Raw genomic sequence first — 16,631 nt, forward strand, 5'->3', positions numbered from 1 at the left:
AGCGAGACGGGAAGGTGGACGCGAGGAACCGGCGGTGTAAAGCCCTCAAGACCTCCGCCAGCTCAAACCCGTTGGATCTGGTCGCCGGGGCTCAGCAGCGGTTGCCGTTCGTCGTGGGCGGAGCTGCCGGCCAGGCGGCTCTGGATACGAGGGTGTCCGTCACTGCCGCCCGGGTCTCGGCGGTGGCGTCCAACGCGTGCGCGGCCATGGCGAGTCTCAGGGCGAGCCGGGGCTGGGCGGCGCGCCGGGCCGTGGCCTCGGCGACCAGGGCCCGGTACGTGGCGGCCTTGCGTTCCGCCTTCGCCACACCCTGCTGGTGGAGGGCGAAGGCACCGCCGACGAGGGCCAGGACGAGAGCGATCGCGACCGCGCCGAATGCCTGTTTCAGGCGCAGGGTGCGGCGCGCTTCGCGGGCCCGTTCGGCGCGGTCGGCCTCGGTGCTGGCAGCGAGGAACTCCTCGTCGAGCCGGGGCAGTCGGCGGTGTCTGAGCCGTTCCTCGCGCACCAGTTCGCGCGGCCTCCAGGAGGCTGCCCCGGTGGTGGAATCCCGGGGCGCGGCCCGCGGACTCCCAGGCGCGCGCGGCCTCGGAGAGCCGCTGACGCACGATCAGGCCGCTGCGGTCCTCGTCGATCCAGTGCCGCAGCCGGGGCCAGGACCGCAACAGTGATTCGTGGGAGAGTTGCGCGCCGTCCTCGTCGACGGTGATCAGCCGGGCCTCGGCGAGACGGTCCCGGATGGTGCCGACGATGCGCCGTCGCTGCGGCGAGAATCCGTCCAGCAGGGCGTCGGGGGCGACCTTCCGCCGTACGAGGGTGTCGCCGCCGTCGGCGGTCACATGGACCATGCGCAGCAGCAGTTCGCGCAGGGCGTCCCGCCCCGCCGGGGTCGAGGTCCTGGTAGAGGCGCTCGGTCGTCGTGCTGATGGAGTGCCAGATGCCGCCGGTGGCCTGGTAGCCGGCCAGCGTCAGGGTCGTACCGCTGCGTCTTCGCCAGGTCTCGCGCAGCGCGTGCGCGAGGAACGGCATTCCAGTACGCGTACGAGCGGAGGATGCGCGAGGCAGCTGCCGTAGTGGTCGGCTCGCAGCCCCAGAACGATGCGCGGCCCGGGAGCGGCCCGCGGTTCCGAGTCCGCTGTCGCCGCCTCCGTAGGGTGCACCGCTGCCGGAGGGGACGTCGGCCCGCCCGGAGCAGCAGCAGTCGAGTACGACGATGCCGCCGCCCGCGCACTCGCCCAGCAGGCCCTGCACCGTGTGGTAGGGCACGGCGCGGGAGATCTGTTCCGGGGAGCGGGTGGCGTGTGTGGCGAGGTGGAGCTCGTCGCCGGGGCCCAGCGGTCCGTGTCCGACGTAGCAGAGGAACACGGCGCCGGTCGCACGGCGCGCCACGCGCTCGATCGTGCCGATCACCTCCTCGGTGCCGGCGTCGGCGGGGACGCGGACGACTCGCTCGGGGTCGAATCCGCAGACGTCCCGCAGGGCCGCCTCCAGGTCGTCGAGCGTGGTGGCGACCGCGGGCAGATCGGGCAGTTCGGAACCGGGTACGTGGCTGTGACTGCCGATCAGGACGGCGTGGGCGCCGGACGCGGCGAGCCCCGCCGGGCCGGCGGTCGCGGCGGTGTCATCGGTCCCGTTGGCGCCGTTGGTCCCGGCGGCTCCCCGTGTCACGGCAGGCGGGGCGGAACCGGTGGTTCGTCGTCGGCGGTCCGGGGCCGGGCGGGGGCGGATATTCGTGGTCGGGGGCGTGTCCAGGGAAGCGGCCAGCTCTCTCACGAACCGGGCGTTCTGCTCCGCGTTCAGCCCTTTGAGGCGGGTGGTGGAGACGGTGACCGTGGTCCCGTCGGGCCGGGTGAGGGTGACGGTCTGGTCGCCGCGGCGGGTCTGTACCCAGGCGACGAGCGCTCCGGCGAAGACCGCCGCCACGCCGCCGGGTGCCAGCAGCGCGAGCAGCGCGTCGGCCTCCAGCCCCATGGTGTCGGGCCGCGGGGCCCCGGCGTGTGCGCGCGGATCCGTCCGCGGAGTTCGGGCTCCTCGGACAGCCAGCGGCGCAGTTCGCGCAGGGCTCCGGAATCACCGTCCTCGGATGTGATGGCTATGCGCACGCGTCCTCCATCAGGTCCCTGGCGGTCCGTCGCCGATGGCCCGGGCCAACCTTACGACGCCCGTCGGGGCCGTTCTGAAGGCTTTTTCAGGTCCTGTTGCTGCGACGCGCGCCGGCCGCTCGCGCCTGCCGCTCGTGCCCGACGACTCGCGCCCGGTGCGGGACCGGTGCGGGACCGGTGCGGGAGAGGCTGCCCCGTCCGTACGAGCGGCCGGCCGCCGTTGTTCATCCGCGGTCTCGTTCGCCGGGCGGCGGTGTGGACGCGTCGTGCCAGTGTGCGGTGGCATCGATGTTGGCGGTCGCGCTGGCGGCGGCGCGTTCGGGATCGGCGGCGCCCAGCGCCTCCAGAAGGTCCTCGTGGCCGCGGGGGTCCGCGCCGTCGAAGCCGTCGTCCGACCAGTGGGAGGTCATGGCCCGGCGCAGGGCCGGTCCGAGTGCGGCATAGAGGTCGCTGAGCAGGGAGTTGCCGGTGGTGTCGGCGACGGCCTGATGGAAGGCGTGGTCGGCGTCCAGCCATGCGTCGCGGTCGCGGTCCTCCCAGGCGTCGGCGCGACGGGCGAGCAGCGCGGCGAGGTCGTCGAGGGCGGCGGGGGTCATGCGGGAGGCGGCCAGCCGGGCGGCCTGTGTGTCCAGCGCCTGGCGGACCTCCAGGACCTCGGTCAGTTCCGTGTCGAGGCGCTGGATGGCGCCGGAGAGTTCGCTGGTGGCGCGGACGTACGTCCCGTCGCCCTGCCGCACCTGGAGAAGGCCCGCGTGGGCGAGGGCACGGACGCCCTCGCGAAGGGTGCCGCGGGCGACGCCGAGCTGCTCGATGAGCACGGGCTCGGGCGGGATGCGGGAGCCGACCGGCCAGCGGCCGGAGGTGATCTCGGCCCGCAGGCTTGCGATGACATCGGTCACCAACGCGGTTCGTCGAGCTGAGGCCAGGGCCATGGAAACAGGGCCTTCCGTGTGTCAGGGGCGCCGTACGGGCTCCCGGCCAGCCTATCGGAAAAGGTTGGACGTCAAAGGTCAGACGTTTTATGTTTGGCAGATGCCTTCGACTCACCCCTCTCCCCGTCACGTCCGCGCCCGCCCCTCCCCGGCCCGTGCCGCCTGGCTGACCGGTGTCGGCATCGTGCTGATCGCCTTCAATCTCCGTCTCGCGATCAGCAGCGCCTCGGCGCTCCTCGAACAACTGCGGGCCCAGGACGGGTTCGGCCCGGTGGTCGCCTCGCTGGTGCCGACGCTGCCGACGCTGTGCTTCGCGGCGGTCGGCGCGACCAGCGCCATGCTGGCCCGGCGCGTGGGCACCGAGCGGGCGGTCCTGCTCGCGCTGACGGCTCTGTGCGCGGGACTCGCCGTGCGCGCCGTGCCCGGCGCGGCGGCCCTGCTGACCGGCACCCTGCTCGGTGCGGCGGGGCTGGCGCTGTGCAACGTCCTGCTGCCCGCGGTGGTGCGGGACCGCTTTCCCGACCGGGTGGCGTGGCTGACCGGGGTGTACACCGTCGCGATGGCGCTCGGCTCGTCCGTGGCCGCCGCGGCGGCGGTGCCGGTCGCCGGCCTCGCCGGCTCGCCGTCGCTGGGGCTGGCGGCGTGGACCCTGCCCGCACTGCTCGCCCTGGCCGTCTGGGCCGCCCGCCCGCGTTCCCCGGAGCCCGCGGCGGAGGCCCGGACCCCCACCGAGCGGGTCTCGGCGTGGAGCATGGGCCGCACCCGCCAGGGGATGCTGATCACCGCGTACTTCGCACTCCAGTCCCTGAGCAGCTACGCGGTGATCGGCTGGCTTCCGAGCATGCTGGCGGACCAGGGCCTCGGCTCCGCCCGGGCCGGCACCATGCTGGGTCTGACCCTCGCCGTCGGCATCCCCGCGACATTCGCGCTGATGCCCCTCACTCGCGGCGCCGGCCGGCTCCGGGCGGCGTTCGTCCTCGTCGGCGCCTCGCTGGTGGCCGGCTGCCTGGGGCTGGCTCTCGCCCCGCTCGCCGCCCCCGCGCTCTGGGCGGTCCTGGCAGGGGTGGGGCTGAGCGCCTTCCCACTGGTCCTGGCCGTCATCACGACCGGCGGGCGCAGCGCGCAGGAGACGGCGGCACTGTCGACGTTCGCGCAGAGCACCGGCTATCTCGTGGCCTCGGCCGGACCCTTGGGCATCGGCCTGCTGCGTTCGGTCACCGGCCGATGGGACGCCCCGCTCGCCGTACTGATCGCGCTCGCGGTCGTCCAGTGCCTCGTCGGACTGGCGCTGACGGCCCGTACCACCGGCCGCGACAGCACGGTTCAAGGCGTACGGGACAACGTTCACGAGATGCGGGACGACGTTCAACACGTACGGCCCACGGGAGGGTCTATCCCGGGTAGGGGTCGTAGCAGTCGGGAGCCGGGGTGTAGAGAACGTTCCAGGTCTTGGGGCCGATGATGCCGTCCTTGGTCAGGCCGTGGCATCCCTGGATCCACTTGATCTTGGTGAGTGTCCGGCTGCCGAAGGTGCCGTCGACGGACAGCTTCGGCACGCCGCCCCAGACGTTCGACAGACACTGGGCCTGCTTCACTCCCACCCCCGTGTTGCCGTACCGCAGGGTCGGGCGGTAGGTCGACGAAGCGTAGGAGCAGCCTCCGGGCACGGCACCGGCCGATGGCGCACCGGCGCCCAGGACTCCGACCGCGAGCACCGCGGCGCTCAGGACGGAAGCGATCCGGCGTTTCATGACGTTTCCTCCCTATGCGAAGGGTCATCACCACAAGTGACAGTCGGTGACTTCAAGGATGAGGGCGTTCCTTGTCGAGAGCGATGGGCGGGCTTCGGCCGGCACCCGGGCGACAAGCCTGCCCGGACGACAAAAAGGAGCGGAGCGTAGCGGCTGCCGTTCCCGCCCGATGTCGCTGCCGGATTCCGTCACCCATACGTGTGCATATCCCCCTGCGGCGGCCGTGAAAGCCTTCTGCGAGCCCCAAAATATCCAGTGTCCACGAACTCTTCGTGCGCACTGCTACAGGAGGTTGGAAATTGCATCGCTTCGGGGTCGCAACCGTACTCGCCACCGCGGGTGCGCTTTCCGTATTCGTACCGGCGGCTCATGCCGCTCCCGCGAGCGGTGGTGAGGTCGCAGTTTTCCGCACCGAGGTCTCTCCGGTGACCGTGTACGAGAATCCCCGGGGCTGTCACAAACTCCCGGTCGATTCCCATGTGCTGGTGAACCGGAGCGACCGTCCGGTGACCGTGCACGGCGACCCGCTCTGCCTGACGCCCGGGCTGGTCGTGCAACCGGGGCACGGCGCCCATGTCGTGCCCGGCAGCGGCAGCTTCTCCGGCTGATGGAGGACTCGGCACAGGCCGCATCCGCGGCCCCCTCGGCCCGGCTGCCACGGCAGACGCCGTTACCGGCGCCGGGGGGCCGGCCCGCCGAGCTGGTGGTCGTCGGGCTCGGGCACGTCGGGCTGCCGCTCGCCCGCGCCGCCTGCGCCGCCGGGATCCGGGCCGTCGGGCTCGATGTCTCCGGCCGAGTCGTGTCCGGTCTCGGCTCCGGTCGTTCGCATGTCGGCGGCGTCGCGGACGACGAGGTCGCGGGGATGCTGGAGCGCGGCTTTCGCGCCACGGCCGACCCCGGCGTCCTGAGCGGCGCGCGCACGGTGGTCATCTGCGTGCCCACGGGACTCACCTCGGACGGCGGGCCGGACCTCTCGGCGATCGAGGAGGCCGCCGCGGAAGTGGGCCGCGCCCTCGCTCCCGGAAACCTCGTGGTCCTGGAGTCCACCAGCCATCCGGGCACCACGGAAGGCATCGTCAAACCACTGCTGGAAAGGGGGAGCGGACTTGTCGCAGGTCAGGATTTCCATCTCGCCTACTCCCCTCAGCGCATTGACCCCGGAAATCGTGAATGGGGAGTGGAGAACACGCCGAAAATAGTCGGCGGATACACCCCTGAATGCGCGAGACGCGCGGTCGCTTTCTATTCCGGATTCATTCGCAACCTCGTCCTCGCAAAAGGTGTGCGCGAGGCCGAGATGGCCAAGCTTCTGGAAAATACCTACCGTTATGTCAATATCGCCCTGATCGACGAGGTGGCGCTCTACTGCCGCCGTGCCGGGATCGATGTCTGGGACGTACTGCACTGCGCCGGGACAAAACCCTTCGGTTTCGGCCGCTTCACCCCCGGGCCGGGCGTGGGCGGCCACTGCATCCCTGTCGATCCCCGTTATCTCGCCGTCGAGGCCGAGCGGCAGGGCTTCTCCTTCCGCTTGCTCGCCGCCGCCCGGGAAGTGCTCGACGCCATGCCCGGACATGTCGCCGGGCGGGTGCTCGAACTGCTCGACACCCATGGCGTCAAGGCCGAGGGAGCCAGAGTGCTGCTCCTCGGCGTCACCTACAAACCGGACGTGGCCGACACCCGCGAGACACCTGCCCGGGCCATCGCGGCCCGGCTGCTGGAGACCGGGGTCCAGGTCGGCTACCACGACCCGTACGTGGAGCACTTCCACGTGGGCGACGCCCCACTGCCCCGGTCCACCGACCTGGAGGAGGCGCTCGGCACCGCCGACCTCGTCGTCCTCCTGCAGCCCCATGCCTGCTACGACCCCCAGGCGTTGAGCCGCTGCGGCCGCCCCGTCTTCGACACCCGGGGAGCGCTCGCCGGGCGGCTCGTCACCCCGCTCTGAACCCGGCCCGCGCATGCGCGCGTTCCGGATTCCGTGCCCCGCCCCCGTACCGGGCGGTGGCCCCCTGCTCGCACGCCGGTCCGGCGTGCGCGGCCGGGTCCCGTTCCCCGGTGTGCCGATGACCGGGACCCGGTTCTTCACCGCGATGCCGCGGACAACGCGGTACCGCAGCCAACGCGGTACCGCGGATAACGAGAAACATGAGAAGGAGTACAGACATGACCAATGCCCTGGCCAAGGACCGGCTGCGCAAGCGTTTCGCCCGCTGGGACGTGGACGGCAACGGCCTGCTGGAGCTGGAGGACTTCCGGCAGGAGGCCGCCCGCATCGTCTCCGGATTCGGCGCGACGCCGGACTCCCCCGGGGTGCGGGCGCTGCACAACGCCTTCGAGGCCCTCTACACCCACCTCGCCGAGCAGTCCGGGAGCAGCGCCAAGGAGGGCATCTCCGAGCAGGGCTTCCTGCAGGCCACCGAGCAGCTGCTGTTCACCGAGGGTGAGGCGGCGTTCAACCGCGCCCTCTCGCCGGTGGTGAAGGCCCTCGTCACCCTCTCCGACAGCGATGGCGACGGATCGCTCAACGCCACCGAGTTCGAGGCGTGGCTCACCGGGATCGGTCTGCCGCGTACCGAGGCCGCCGAGACCTTCAGCAAGATCGACGCGAACGGTGACGGACAGCTGAGCGAGGACGAGCTGCTGCGCGTGGTGCGTGAGTACCACTACGGGCGCCTCGACGTCGAGCTGCTGGGCTGAGTCCGGTCCATCACAGGCCGGGGCCGGTGGCCGGACTCCTCGTCCGGCCACCGGCCCCGGCATCTCCCGGCGGCCTCTCCCGGACGCGGGTCTCCTGGGCCTTCCCCTCTCAGTCCTTCGCACCCTCCGCCGCTGCCTGCTGCCCGCCGAAGACGACCGGGGACTCCGGGCGCAGGTCGAGCGAAGCCCCGGTCAGCAGAACGGGGTTGTGGACCAGGATGTTGTAGTGGTTCGGGAAGTGGCAGCCGTCGAAGCCGAGCACCGGCCCCACCTCGATGTCGCCGATCCGCAGCACGTCCCCGCGGTCCACCACCCCGCCGCACTCCATCTCGGCGAAGCCGAGGAAGCCGACGCGGTCGATCGTGGCCCCCGCGACCGGGTCCCACTGGTCCGTCACCACCAGCTCGTGCACCTCGCCGACGCGCACGCAGCGGCCGGCCCACTCCAGCAGGCTCATGCCCCGGTCCGTACGGCTGTGCAGCAACACCTTGACCAGGGTGGCGCGCACGGCCCTCTTGGGGCCGTCCTCGACGGTGTTCCTCATGTCCTGGACTCCCTGGATTCGTGGGCCTCCCTGGCCTCGCTGTTGTCCGGTCGCCGGGACGGCTCCGGCACGAGCGGTGCGTCCGGGCGGGCCGCCTCGCGCGCGTACGCCGCGGCGACGAGGTCGAGACAGGCGAGGCCGCCCCCGGCGCCGTCACCGGTTCCGCCTTCCGTTCCGTCGGCGGTGCCGGTCCTGTTCGTGGTGGTGCGGAGTCCGGCGAACTCCACGAGGATCCGTTCGTACTCGTGCCACAGTGAACCCTTGAAGCCCGGATGACCGGCGAGCAGGTCGGCGTGGAGCGCGCGCCCGTCCGCGAGAGTCACCGTGACGTCCTTGGCCTCCCCCGGGTACGACCAGTCCAGCAGCACCTCCGCCTCCGCTCCGTCGTCCGCCCGCAGCCGCAGGTGGGCCGTGCGGTCCGTCCCGGCGGCGTCCCGGCCGACGAAGGAGTGCGTCAGTGCGACGTCGCCGAGCAGTTGGCGTACGAGGTCGAAGGCGTTGGGCCCGTTGTCGGCGACGCAGCCGCCACCGCACCGTTCGGGCTCCAGGTACCAGGACTCGCCTCGGGTGTGTTCCTCGATGCGTTCCAGGTAGCGCACCCGGACCGTGCGCACGGGCGAGCCCGCGGCCGTGACGGCGGATCGCAGGTCCAGGAAGGCGTCGTTGTGACGACGGTGGAAGGCGGTCAGCAGCGGGGTTTCGAACTCGGCTGCCAGACGGGTGAGTTCGCGTCCCTGCGCGGCCGTGAGGGCGAGCGGCTTCTCGACGCAGACCGGTACGCCCGCGGTGAGTGCCGCCCGGCACACCTCGGCGTGGGCGTCGTTCGGGACGGCGACCACCACACCGTCGAGGGGGGTCTCGCGCAGCATCGCGGCCGCGTCGGTCCAGCCGGGCACCGCGTCGCCGTGCCGGCGCAGCACGCCGGGGCGGGCGTCGCAGACCGCGGCGAGCCGCCAGTGCGGGGAGTGCTCCAGGGCGGCCAGGTAGTAACGGGAGATGGCACCGAGGCCGATCACCCCGAGGGCCGCGCGGGTGGCCGTCACGGGCGGTCGCCCCCCGCGTTCCGGGAACGGGGGGAATCGGACAGGGGGTGCCCCGCGTAGAACAGGCCCAGGCCGGTGAGTTCCTCGTGGAGCCAGGCGGGCAACGGAACGCCCTCGCGCCGTCGGTGGAGCGCCCGTTCGGCCTCCCGCCAGCCCGGGTAGCGGACCTCCTCGTCGGTTCCGGGAGCGGGCGGGCTCGCGTTGACGGTCCCGAAGAGTTCCCGCATCGCCTCCGCGAAGCCGTCGCCGGGGCGCAGCCGTCCGGGGTCGACGGCGAGCAGCAGGAAGCCGATGCCGTCGTCGGTCCCCCGCGACTCCTCGTCGTCCGCCAGGGCCTGCGGGGCGGGCCCGGTGGCGCTTCCGGAGAGCCCCGCGGCGAGCACCTCGACAGCCAGGGCGAGGCCGAAGCCCTTGTACGCTCCGGTCTCCGGGGCCCCGCCGAGCCAGCGCAGCCGGGCCTCGCCCCGGTCGTAGGCTCCGGGGTCGGTGACGGGGGTGCCGTGCTCGTCCTCCAGCCATCCGGGCGGCAACGGTTCCTCGTGCCGTGCCGCGAGGCGGAGCCGGCCGGTGGGTACGGCCGTGGTGCTCATGTCGAGGACGAAGGGGTGGCCGGGGAGGGCGGGGGCGGCCACGGCGAGGGGGTTGGTGCCGAGCAGCGGCAGCGCCCCGCGGGGGGCCGGGACGAGCCGTTGGCCTCCGCAGTTGCTCGCCACGAGGCCCACCATTCCGGCCGCCGCGGCACGCCCCGCGTGGAAGCCGGCGCATCCGAAGTGGGTGCCGCCGCGTACGGCGACGAGTCCGATGCCGTGCTTCCGGGCCCGCGCCACGGCGTCGTCCATCGCCTCGGCCGCCGCCCACAGCCCGAGGGCGCGCCGGTGGTCGATGACGGCGCAGGCGCCGAGGTCGGTCACGGTGGTGGGTTCGGCGCGCGGGTCGCAGCGTCCGGACTCCAGCAGCGGGAGGTAGAGCCGGGCGAGGTTGAACAGTCCGTGCGAGGGAAATCCGCTCAACTCGCCGTGGCAGAGCGCCTCGGCGGCGGTGCGGGCGCGGGCGGCGGGGAGGCCGTGGCGGGTGAAGAGGCCGGTGAGGGCGTCGAGCAGCCGTTCGTGGGCGACGAGGACGGAGGGCGCCCCGGCCTGACGGACGGTGGTGGTCATCACGCGGTGGTACTGCCTTTCGGGTGAACGTTCCCCTGGGTGGGAACGAGGGCGTTGACGGGATCGGGCCGGGCGGACTCCTCGGCGAAGGCGCCCAGGAGGCGGGCGACAATCCGGGCGAAGTGCTCCAGGTCGTCGAGGTCGATGAACTCCCCTTGTGCGTGTGCGTGGTTGGCGTCCAGGGAGCCGGGGCCGAGGACCGTGGTGTGGGTGCCGGGCAGCCCGCTCGCCCAGATCGCGTCGCAGGTGAAGCCGGGGTCGTCGGGGGGTGTGGGGAGGGCTCCGGCCGCGCTCAGCAGTGCCTCGGCCCACGGGTCGCCGTTGCGCAGGGCCGGCAGGTCCCGTTTGTCCCAGCGCAACCGGACGAGCCGGGTGGCGTCCTCGGCGGTGCGGGCGAACGCGTGGGTGGCGCCGAAGCGTTCGGTGAACGCGGTCAGTCCGGAGGCGAGGGCGTCGGTGAGGGCGGCGGCGAGCCGTGCGCCGTCGGCTCCGGTGCCGTAGGAGAGGTTGAGGAGGAGGGTGCCGGTGCCGTAGACGCGGTTGTGGCGTTCGCCGGTGTGCAGCCCGGCCACGCAGACGCGGGTGCCGGGGACGGCGCCGTCGAGGCGCTGGGCCAGGTGCTGGGCGAGGTGGCCGAGCAGGACGGTGGCGTTGTGTCCGGCCTCGGGCCGGTCGTCGACGGCGTCCTCGCCCTCGACGGTGATGCGTGCCGTCATGGCGGCGGTCGCGCGGGGCAGGGAGCGCAGCCCGGTCGGCTCGCAGAAGACGTTGATCCGTCCGTAGTGACCGGCGGCGATCAGCGGGCGGGTGCCGTAGGTGCCCATCGCCCCGCCCTCCTCGCCCGCCACGGCCTGCACGAGGACGGCCATGTCCCGGCCGAGCGCCGGGTGCGCGGCGGCAGCGGCCCGGATCCCGGCGAGCAGGGCCACCGCGGGTCCCTTGGCGTCGACGGCCCCCCGGCCGTGGAATCGGCGGCCGTCGAAGCGGACCGGCTCGGTGCCGGCCACGGTGTCGAGGTGCACGTTGAACATGACGGTGCGGGCGGGCGGCAGCCGGGGCCCCAGGCGCAGCAACAGGCTGGGCTGGGCGGTGAGGAAGCCGGGGTCCGCGCTGGCCGCCTCCCGTACCACCACGGGGACGCCTGGGCGTTCCAGCCAGCTCGGATCGGCGGGAGCGTGTTGCACGACGCGCAGCCCGCAGGGCGCGGCGGCCCCGGCGTAGAGCTCCTGCGCGGTGCGCAGGGGGTGTTCGCCGTCGGTGCCGACCGTGGTGCCGCTGATTGCGGTGCCGCCGTCCACGGAGCCTTCGAGCGGGCCTTCCAGGGGGCCGGCCGTGGGCAGGTCCAGCAGACGCAGGAGGAGTTCGTGGTCGCTCGCGTGCAGGAGGGGCGAGGGCGGAAGGGGTGTGTTCACGGGGTCCCCCCGCCGAGGCCGTGCTCCGCCGGGGCGTCGTCCGCCGCGGTGCGTACCGCCGGGGCGTCCAGGAGTTCCGCCAGGCGGCGTCCCGCCCGGACGAAGAGGTCCGCCGCGTCCTCGCCCGGCCGTGCCAGGCCCTCGTGGGGGCGCACGGCGAGGTGGGGTTCGATGGAGTACGCGCCGTCGTAACCGGCCTCCGCGAGCATCCGCAGACAGGTGCGGACTTCGGCATCGCCGTCGCCGGGCAGCGTGTAGGCGATGCCTCCCGCCGCGTCGCGCACGGCGTCCTTGACGTGGACGTGGTCCACGTACGGCAGGAGCGGGCGCAGCAGTCCGGCGGCCCGGTAGCCGTACGGGACTCCGTTGCCGATGTCGAATAGCAGGCGCAGGGCGGGGCTGTCCACCTCCTCCAGCAGACGCAGGGCGCGTTCCGCGTCGTCGCCCGCCCAGCCGGCGCAGTTCTCGTGGAGCAGTGTGAGTCCGGCCGACTCGGCGCGGTTCGTGAGGCGGCGCAGCCGTTCGACGGCCCTGCGGCCCCATTCCGCTTCCGACAGCCCGTCGTTGGGGTACGACATCACTCTGACGCGGTGGCAGTCGAGGAGGTCCGCGTACTCCTCCAGGACGCGCAGTTCGTCGAGGTCCAGCGCGAAGTCGGAGGTGATGGGGCGGGCCCAGTTGCCGATGCGGGAGGCGAGGCAGACCACTCGGGTGCCGGACTCGGCGAGGCGCCGGGCCATGGTGCCTGCCGCGTCGCGGGGGAGCTCGGCCAGGGGGACGCCGTCGACGGAGCGGATTTCGACCGCGGTCCAGCCGAGTGTCCGTACGACGGCGAGCTGGCCGTCCAGGCTCGCGGCGGCCTCGTCGGTGAGGCCGGCCAGGACCGGGCGGCCCACCGGTCCGAGCGGCTCGCAAGCCGTGCGGTCCGAGGGGGCGGGGGCCGTGCCGGCCGGAGGGCCGGCGGTCGTACGGACCGAAGGGTCGGGGGTGGCGGGGCGGTGTGTCATAGCAGGGCCTTCGCCTCGCAGACGAGACGGGCCGCTTCCGCGGTGGTGGCGAAGTGCCCGTGCGCAGAACCGGGGGAATCCTCGGTGGCGAAGTCCTGGTAGGCGGCGTGGAAGAAGGCGAGGAGGGCGTCGTCGCGGAAGATCTGGGGCGCGCGGCCGGGAAGTTGGAGCTGGGCGTGGTCGTCGTCCTCGCCGACCGGGTAGTGCGCGACGACGGTCGCGTCCCGGAACTCCAGCTCCGCGCTGCGGCGGCGGACGGGCGAGGTCAGGTCCGAGCGCAGTCTGGTGCGGACGCCGTCGGTGTGGTGCAGTTCGACCCGTGCTCCGCCGAGGTGCGGGCGCGCCTCGTGGTCGGTGCGCAGTTCGGTGCAGGAGGCCCGTACGACCTTGGCCGGACCGCAGAGGTGTACGGCGAGGGCGAGCGCGTGCGGGATCTCCACTTCCAGGGCGGTGCGGTGGGAGCCCGAGGCGAGCGACCGGGTGAAGCGCGGTTTGTCCTGGTCGATGGTGAGCCGCCGCAGGGGGCCGTAGGGCTGTTCCGTCACCAGTCGGCGCAGCCGCGTGGTGAGTTCGGCGGCCAGCCAGTGGGTGACGGCCGTCAGTCGGAGGTCCGCTCGCTCGCGCAGCCGGAGCAGGTCGGAGAGCTCGTCCCGGGTGGTGGCGATCGGTTTCTCGATCAGCAGGTGTCTCACCCCGTGGTCCGCCAGTTCGCGCACCAGCGGCAGCCGGTCGTGCGGCGGGGTGCACACGTGGGCGACCGTCGTCCGCGGGTCGTGCACATGGCGCAGGGCCTGTTCCGGTGAGGTGGTGAGGACCACGCCCGACAGATCGCGCGCGAGGTCGGGGCGCGGGTCGCAGCCGATCACCGGTCCCAGCCGGATCTGTCCGGACCGTGCCAGGTTCCGGAGCGCCTTGAGGTGCAGTCCGGCTCCCGAGCGGCCGAGTCCTACGACCAGGGGCTGTAACAAGGTGGCTCCTTCGAGGAGGGAAGAACGGAAGGAAGGAACGAATGAAGGGGGCGGGCATGGCGGCGCGACCGCCCGTCGTTCTGTGTGATGTCGGAGTCGGTGTCGGCGCGCTGCCATGGTCCTGCGCCCGTCGCACGGGGTGGTGACGAAGGAGCGGAACGGGCTCCCGGCAGCCGGAACGCACATGCTCCGGTGTCCCCGGCGTGTTTCTGCACGGATTTCTACACGGACCTTTTCGACACCATCGCGCCGACGTCAAGCCAAGTGGGAAATGAACACCGCAAAGTGTGAAGCGGAAGGGTTTCCGCTACCGGTCGGGTTTCCCCTTCGGCCACGCTGATCCCACGTGCACCGCGGATCGGAAGGACGTCAGGGTGGGGGCGGGTTTGGAGATCAACAGCCTTGCAGGGCAAGGGATTCGGGGCGGAGCACCGGACCCCGGAGGGTCCTCGTCACCCGTCCCGTTCTTCTCCCAGGCGAGGGGATTCCAACGGCTGTGGCCGCTGGTCGAACAGAATCTTGAGTGCGTGTTCGACAGTGGGAAATTCTCCCACGGCGCTCAGGTCGCGGAATGGGAAAAGGCACTGTCCGCCCTCACCGGGGCCCGGTACGCGATCGCCGTGAACAGCGGTACGGACGCGCTCGTGCTGTTGCTGCGCGCCTGCGGGCTGCGCCCCGGCGACGAGGTGCTGGTGCCCGCGTACTCGTTCTTCGCTACCGCCTCCTCCGTGGTCCTCGCGGGCGGTGTCCCCCGCTTCGTGGACATCGACCCCGCCACCTACGCCATGGATCCGCGCGCCCTGGCCGAGGCGGTCACCCCGGCCTGCCGTTTCGTCATGCCCGTGCATCTCTTCCACACGATGGCGGACATGGCGGCGATCGGCGAAGTGGCGCGGGCCCATGGGCTCACGGTCGTGGAGGACAGCGCCGAGGCGATCGGGATGCGGCGGGGCGGCCGGCACGCCGGGCTCTTCGGGGCGGGCGGGGTGCTCTCGTTCTTCCCCAGCAAGACCCTCGGCGCTCTCGGCGACGCCGGGGCCGTCCTCACCGACGACCCCGAACTTGCCTACACGGTCGACGCGTTGCGTCACCACGGACGGGCCGGCCACACCCTCGACAACTTCCCGGCGATCGCCACGCAGAGCAGTCGGCCCGGGGTGAACAGCAAGATGGACGACGTGCAGGCCGCCGTCCTGCTGGCGAAGTCGACCACGCTGGAGGAGGACATCGCCCGCCGCGCAGCCCTGGCGGCCCGCTACACCGAGCGGTTGCGCGACATCCCCGGTGTGCTGCGGCTGCCCCGGTCCACCGCCCGGCCCGAGCGGGGCGACCGCGACGTCTTCTACGTCTATCTGATCGAGGCCGAGCGCCGTGACGACCTCGTCGCCCATCTCGACGCCCACGGGATCGGGACCGAGGTCTACTACCCGGTGCCCCTGCCCCGGCAGCCCGCCTTCGCCGAGCTCGACTGCCGCGACCGGCGGTTCCCGCACGCGGAGGCCGCCGCCGGACGGGCCGTGGCGCTGCCGCTGTACCCGGACCTCGGCACCGAGGAGATCGACCGGGTGTGCCAGGCGGTCGCCGATTTCTACGTACGGCAGGCCCCCAAGAACCCGCGCGCCCCGGAGGTCCCGCACACCCGGCGCGGGACTACCGAAGAGGTGCGTGGCGAGGCGGGCGTCGAGGCGGACGACGTGTCGGCCGCGGAACGTACGGAGGCCGCAGGACGTAAAGAGACGGCGGAAGGTACGAAGACCGCGGGACGTACGGAGACCGCGGACACGCTCCCCGCAGCGCCGGACGCCGACGACGCAGCCGCGGACGGCGCGGACGCGGGCGACCGGGCCGGGGTCGGGGCCGTCGGCGCCGCCCATGTGCCTCCGGTCCGCGTCGAGTTCTTCCCCCGGAAGCTCTTCGAAGCCGACCGGAAGGAACTGATCGGTCTTTTCCGCGAGGTGGCCCTGGATCCCTCCCAGCGCTTCATCCTCGGCTCCCGCACCGAGGAGTTCGAACGGGTGCTGCGCGATTCCCTCGGCGCGCCCGACGTGGTGCTCTGCGGCAGCGGCACCTCCGCGCTCGAACTCGTCCTCACCGCGATGGAGGTGCGCGCCGGGGACGAGGTCGTGGTTCCCGCCTTCGGGTGCGCCCCACTGGCCGCCGCCGTCGTCAACGTCGGGGGCACCCCGGTCTTCGCGGACATCGACCCGCACACCATGGTCGTCGACCCCGACGACGTGGAGCGCCGCATCGGCCCCCGGACCGCCGCGCTGATGCCGGCCCACATGTTCTCGGTCATGGCGGACATGCCGCGCTTCACCGCCCTCGCCCGACGCCACGGGCTGCGGCTCGTGGAGGACTCGGCCGTCGCCCAGGGGGCCGTGCTCGGCTCCACCCCCGCGGGGCTGTGGGGCGATGCCGGAGTCTTCTCCTTCGTGCAGGTGAAGTCCTGCGGGATGCCGGGCGAGGGCGGCGCCGTGGTGACCCGTGATCCGCGGCTGGCCGCGCGGATACGGATGCTGCGCAACCACGGGCAGGACGGACGGCAGCGCTTCGTGCACCACCTCGTCGGCCGCAACAGCCGCTTCGACGAGGTACAGGCGGCCTTCCAGCTGCACCGGTTCGACGGTTTCCCCGAGCGCCTCGAACGGCGTGCCCGGATCGCCGACTACTACACCGAGCGCTTCGCCCCGCTCGCCGGGCAGGGAATCGTTCCGCCTCCGGCGGGCCGCGACGGCCGCTGCTACTACGTCTACACCCTGCTGGTCGAGGAACGGGACGCGTTGCGCGCCCACCTCGACCGCGCCGGGGTCGCCACCCACGTCTACTACCCGTTGCCGCTGCCCGAGCAGGCCGCCTTCGCCCGGTACGCGCCCGTCGGCGAACAGTGGCCCCGGGCCCGGGCCGCCGCCGCCCGCGCGCTGTCGCTGCCGGTGCACCACCTGCTGAGCGACGCCGAGGTGGAGCACGTCGCCGACAGCGTGTGCGCCTTCGCGGCCGGACGCTGAGACCGGTGCCGGA

14 protein-coding genes and 2 pseudogenes are annotated in these 16,631 nt (G+C 72.7%); 5 read left to right on the top strand and 11 right to left on the bottom strand.

Annotated elements, in window-relative coordinates; all coding sequences use genetic code 11:
- Window positions 1-91: 91 nt before the first annotated feature.
- From AB0E67_RS11695 to AB0E67_RS11710, 4 genes and pseudogenes are all read right to left on the bottom strand, one after another.
- On the bottom strand, window positions 92-505 hold the full coding sequence (locus AB0E67_RS11695) for a hypothetical protein (protein ID WP_362024279.1): 414 nt from the start codon (window positions 503-505) through the stop codon (window positions 92-94).
- A 55-nt stretch (window positions 506-560) separates the two neighbouring features.
- Window positions 561-866: pseudogene (locus tag AB0E67_RS11700) on the bottom strand (hypothetical protein); the annotation flags it as partial.
- A 25-nt stretch (window positions 867-891) separates the two neighbouring features.
- Window positions 892-2,099: pseudogene (locus AB0E67_RS11705) on the bottom strand (hypothetical protein); the annotation flags it as partial.
- Window positions 2,100-2,323: 224 nt separating this feature from the next.
- Complete coding sequence (locus AB0E67_RS11710; protein ID WP_362024282.1) at window positions 2,324-3,031, bottom strand: FCD domain-containing protein; 708 nt, start codon at window positions 3,029-3,031, stop codon at window positions 2,324-2,326.
- A gap of 100 nt (window positions 3,032-3,131) precedes the next feature.
- On the opposite strand from AB0E67_RS11710, the gene AB0E67_RS11715 reads away from it, so the two are divergent.
- Window positions 3,132-4,493, top strand: coding sequence for an MFS transporter (locus tag AB0E67_RS11715; protein ID WP_362024285.1), 1,362 nt, complete (start codon window positions 3,132-3,134; stop codon window positions 4,491-4,493).
- On the opposite strand, the gene AB0E67_RS11720 is transcribed toward AB0E67_RS11715, so the two are convergent.
- The gene (locus AB0E67_RS11720; RefSeq protein WP_362024288.1) at window positions 4,423-4,782 is read right to left on the bottom strand and encodes a peptidoglycan-binding domain-containing protein; all 360 of its coding nucleotides are present in this window, start codon (window positions 4,780-4,782) and stop codon (window positions 4,423-4,425) included. The two genes, AB0E67_RS11715 and AB0E67_RS11720, sit on opposite strands and share 71 nt — an antisense overlap.
- A gap of 425 nt (window positions 4,783-5,207) precedes the next feature.
- Here AB0E67_RS11720 and AB0E67_RS11725 point away from each other — a divergent pair, with 425 nt between their 5' ends.
- The 3 genes from AB0E67_RS11725 to AB0E67_RS11735 all read left to right on the top strand — a co-directional run bounded on the left by AB0E67_RS11725 (window position 5,208) and on the right by AB0E67_RS11735 (window position 7,482).
- Complete coding sequence (locus AB0E67_RS11725) at window positions 5,208-5,390, top strand: hypothetical protein (protein ID WP_362024291.1); 183 nt, start codon at window positions 5,208-5,210, stop codon at window positions 5,388-5,390.
- The gene (locus tag AB0E67_RS11730; RefSeq protein WP_362024294.1) at window positions 5,390-6,730 is read left to right on the top strand and encodes a nucleotide sugar dehydrogenase; all 1,341 of its coding nucleotides are present in this window, start codon (window positions 5,390-5,392) and stop codon (window positions 6,728-6,730) included. The genes AB0E67_RS11725 and AB0E67_RS11730 overlap by 1 nt, the downstream gene beginning before the upstream one ends.
- 218 nt (window positions 6,731-6,948) lie before the next feature.
- On the top strand, window positions 6,949-7,482 hold the full coding sequence (locus tag AB0E67_RS11735) for an EF-hand domain-containing protein (protein ID WP_362024297.1): 534 nt from the start codon (window positions 6,949-6,951) through the stop codon (window positions 7,480-7,482).
- Window positions 7,483-7,591: 109 nt separating this feature from the next.
- On the opposite strand, the gene AB0E67_RS11740 is transcribed toward AB0E67_RS11735, so the two are convergent.
- From AB0E67_RS11740 to AB0E67_RS11765, 6 genes are read right to left on the bottom strand one after another with little or no spacing between them, the layout of a single operon-like run.
- Window positions 7,592-8,026 carry a hypothetical protein gene (locus tag AB0E67_RS11740; protein WP_362024300.1) on the bottom strand — a complete coding sequence of 145 codons (435 nt, stop codon included), beginning with the start codon at window positions 8,024-8,026 and terminating at the stop codon, window positions 7,592-7,594.
- Entirely contained in the window at window positions 8,023-9,069 is a 1,047-nt protein-coding gene (locus tag AB0E67_RS11745) for a Gfo/Idh/MocA family oxidoreductase (protein ID WP_362024303.1), read from the bottom strand. The genes AB0E67_RS11740 and AB0E67_RS11745 overlap by 4 nt, the downstream gene beginning before the upstream one ends.
- A complete protein-coding gene (locus AB0E67_RS11750; protein WP_362024306.1) occupies window positions 9,066-10,226 on the bottom strand; it encodes an Ldh family oxidoreductase in 1,161 nt (386 codons plus the stop codon). Before AB0E67_RS11750 ends, AB0E67_RS11745 begins: the two co-directional genes overlap by 4 nt.
- Window positions 10,226-11,638 carry a M20/M25/M40 family metallo-hydrolase gene (locus AB0E67_RS11755; RefSeq protein WP_362024309.1) on the bottom strand — a complete coding sequence of 471 codons (1,413 nt, stop codon included), beginning with the start codon at window positions 11,636-11,638 and terminating at the stop codon, window positions 10,226-10,228. Before AB0E67_RS11755 ends, AB0E67_RS11750 begins: the two co-directional genes overlap by 1 nt.
- Window positions 11,635-12,645, bottom strand: coding sequence for a sugar phosphate isomerase/epimerase family protein (locus AB0E67_RS11760; RefSeq protein ID WP_362024312.1), 1,011 nt, complete (start codon window positions 12,643-12,645; stop codon window positions 11,635-11,637). The genes AB0E67_RS11755 and AB0E67_RS11760 overlap by 4 nt, the downstream gene beginning before the upstream one ends.
- Window positions 12,642-13,613, bottom strand: coding sequence for a Gfo/Idh/MocA family oxidoreductase (locus AB0E67_RS11765; RefSeq protein ID WP_362024315.1), 972 nt, complete (start codon window positions 13,611-13,613; stop codon window positions 12,642-12,644). The genes AB0E67_RS11760 and AB0E67_RS11765 overlap by 4 nt, the downstream gene beginning before the upstream one ends.
- 374 nt (window positions 13,614-13,987) lie before the next feature.
- Between AB0E67_RS11765 and AB0E67_RS11770 the strand changes: the two genes are divergently transcribed.
- Entirely contained in the window at window positions 13,988-16,618 is a 2,631-nt protein-coding gene (locus AB0E67_RS11770; RefSeq protein WP_362024318.1) for a DegT/DnrJ/EryC1/StrS family aminotransferase, read from the top strand.
- The last annotated feature ends 13 nt before the right edge of the window (window positions 16,619-16,631 follow it).

It is taken from the genome of Streptomyces sp. NPDC032161 (assembly GCF_040636995.1).
GTDB lineage: Bacteria > Actinomycetota > Actinomycetes > Streptomycetales > Streptomycetaceae > Streptomyces.

Bases quoted from the DNA above. Each gene is read 5' to 3' on its own strand.
- AB0E67_RS11710 (WP_362024282.1), bottom strand. From the start codon at position 3,031: ATGGCCCTGGCCTCAGCTCGACGAACCGCGTTGGTGACCGATGTCATC.
- AB0E67_RS11715 (WP_362024285.1), top strand. From the start codon at position 3,132: ATGCCTTCGACTCACCCCTCTCCCCGTCACGTCCGCGCCCGCCCCTCC.
- AB0E67_RS11720 (WP_362024288.1), bottom strand. From the start codon at position 4,782: ATGAAACGCCGGATCGCTTCCGTCCTGAGCGCCGCGGTGCTCGCGGTC.
- AB0E67_RS11730 (WP_362024294.1), top strand. From the start codon at position 5,390: ATGGAGGACTCGGCACAGGCCGCATCCGCGGCCCCCTCGGCCCGGCTG.
- AB0E67_RS11735 (WP_362024297.1), top strand. From the start codon at position 6,949: ATGACCAATGCCCTGGCCAAGGACCGGCTGCGCAAGCGTTTCGCCCGC.
- AB0E67_RS11740 (WP_362024300.1), bottom strand. From the start codon at position 8,026: ATGAGGAACACCGTCGAGGACGGCCCCAAGAGGGCCGTGCGCGCCACC.
- AB0E67_RS11750 (WP_362024306.1), bottom strand. From the start codon at position 10,226: ATGACCACCACCGTCCGTCAGGCCGGGGCGCCCTCCGTCCTCGTCGCC.
- AB0E67_RS11760 (WP_362024312.1), bottom strand. From the start codon at position 12,645: ATGACACACCGCCCCGCCACCCCCGACCCTTCGGTCCGTACGACCGCC.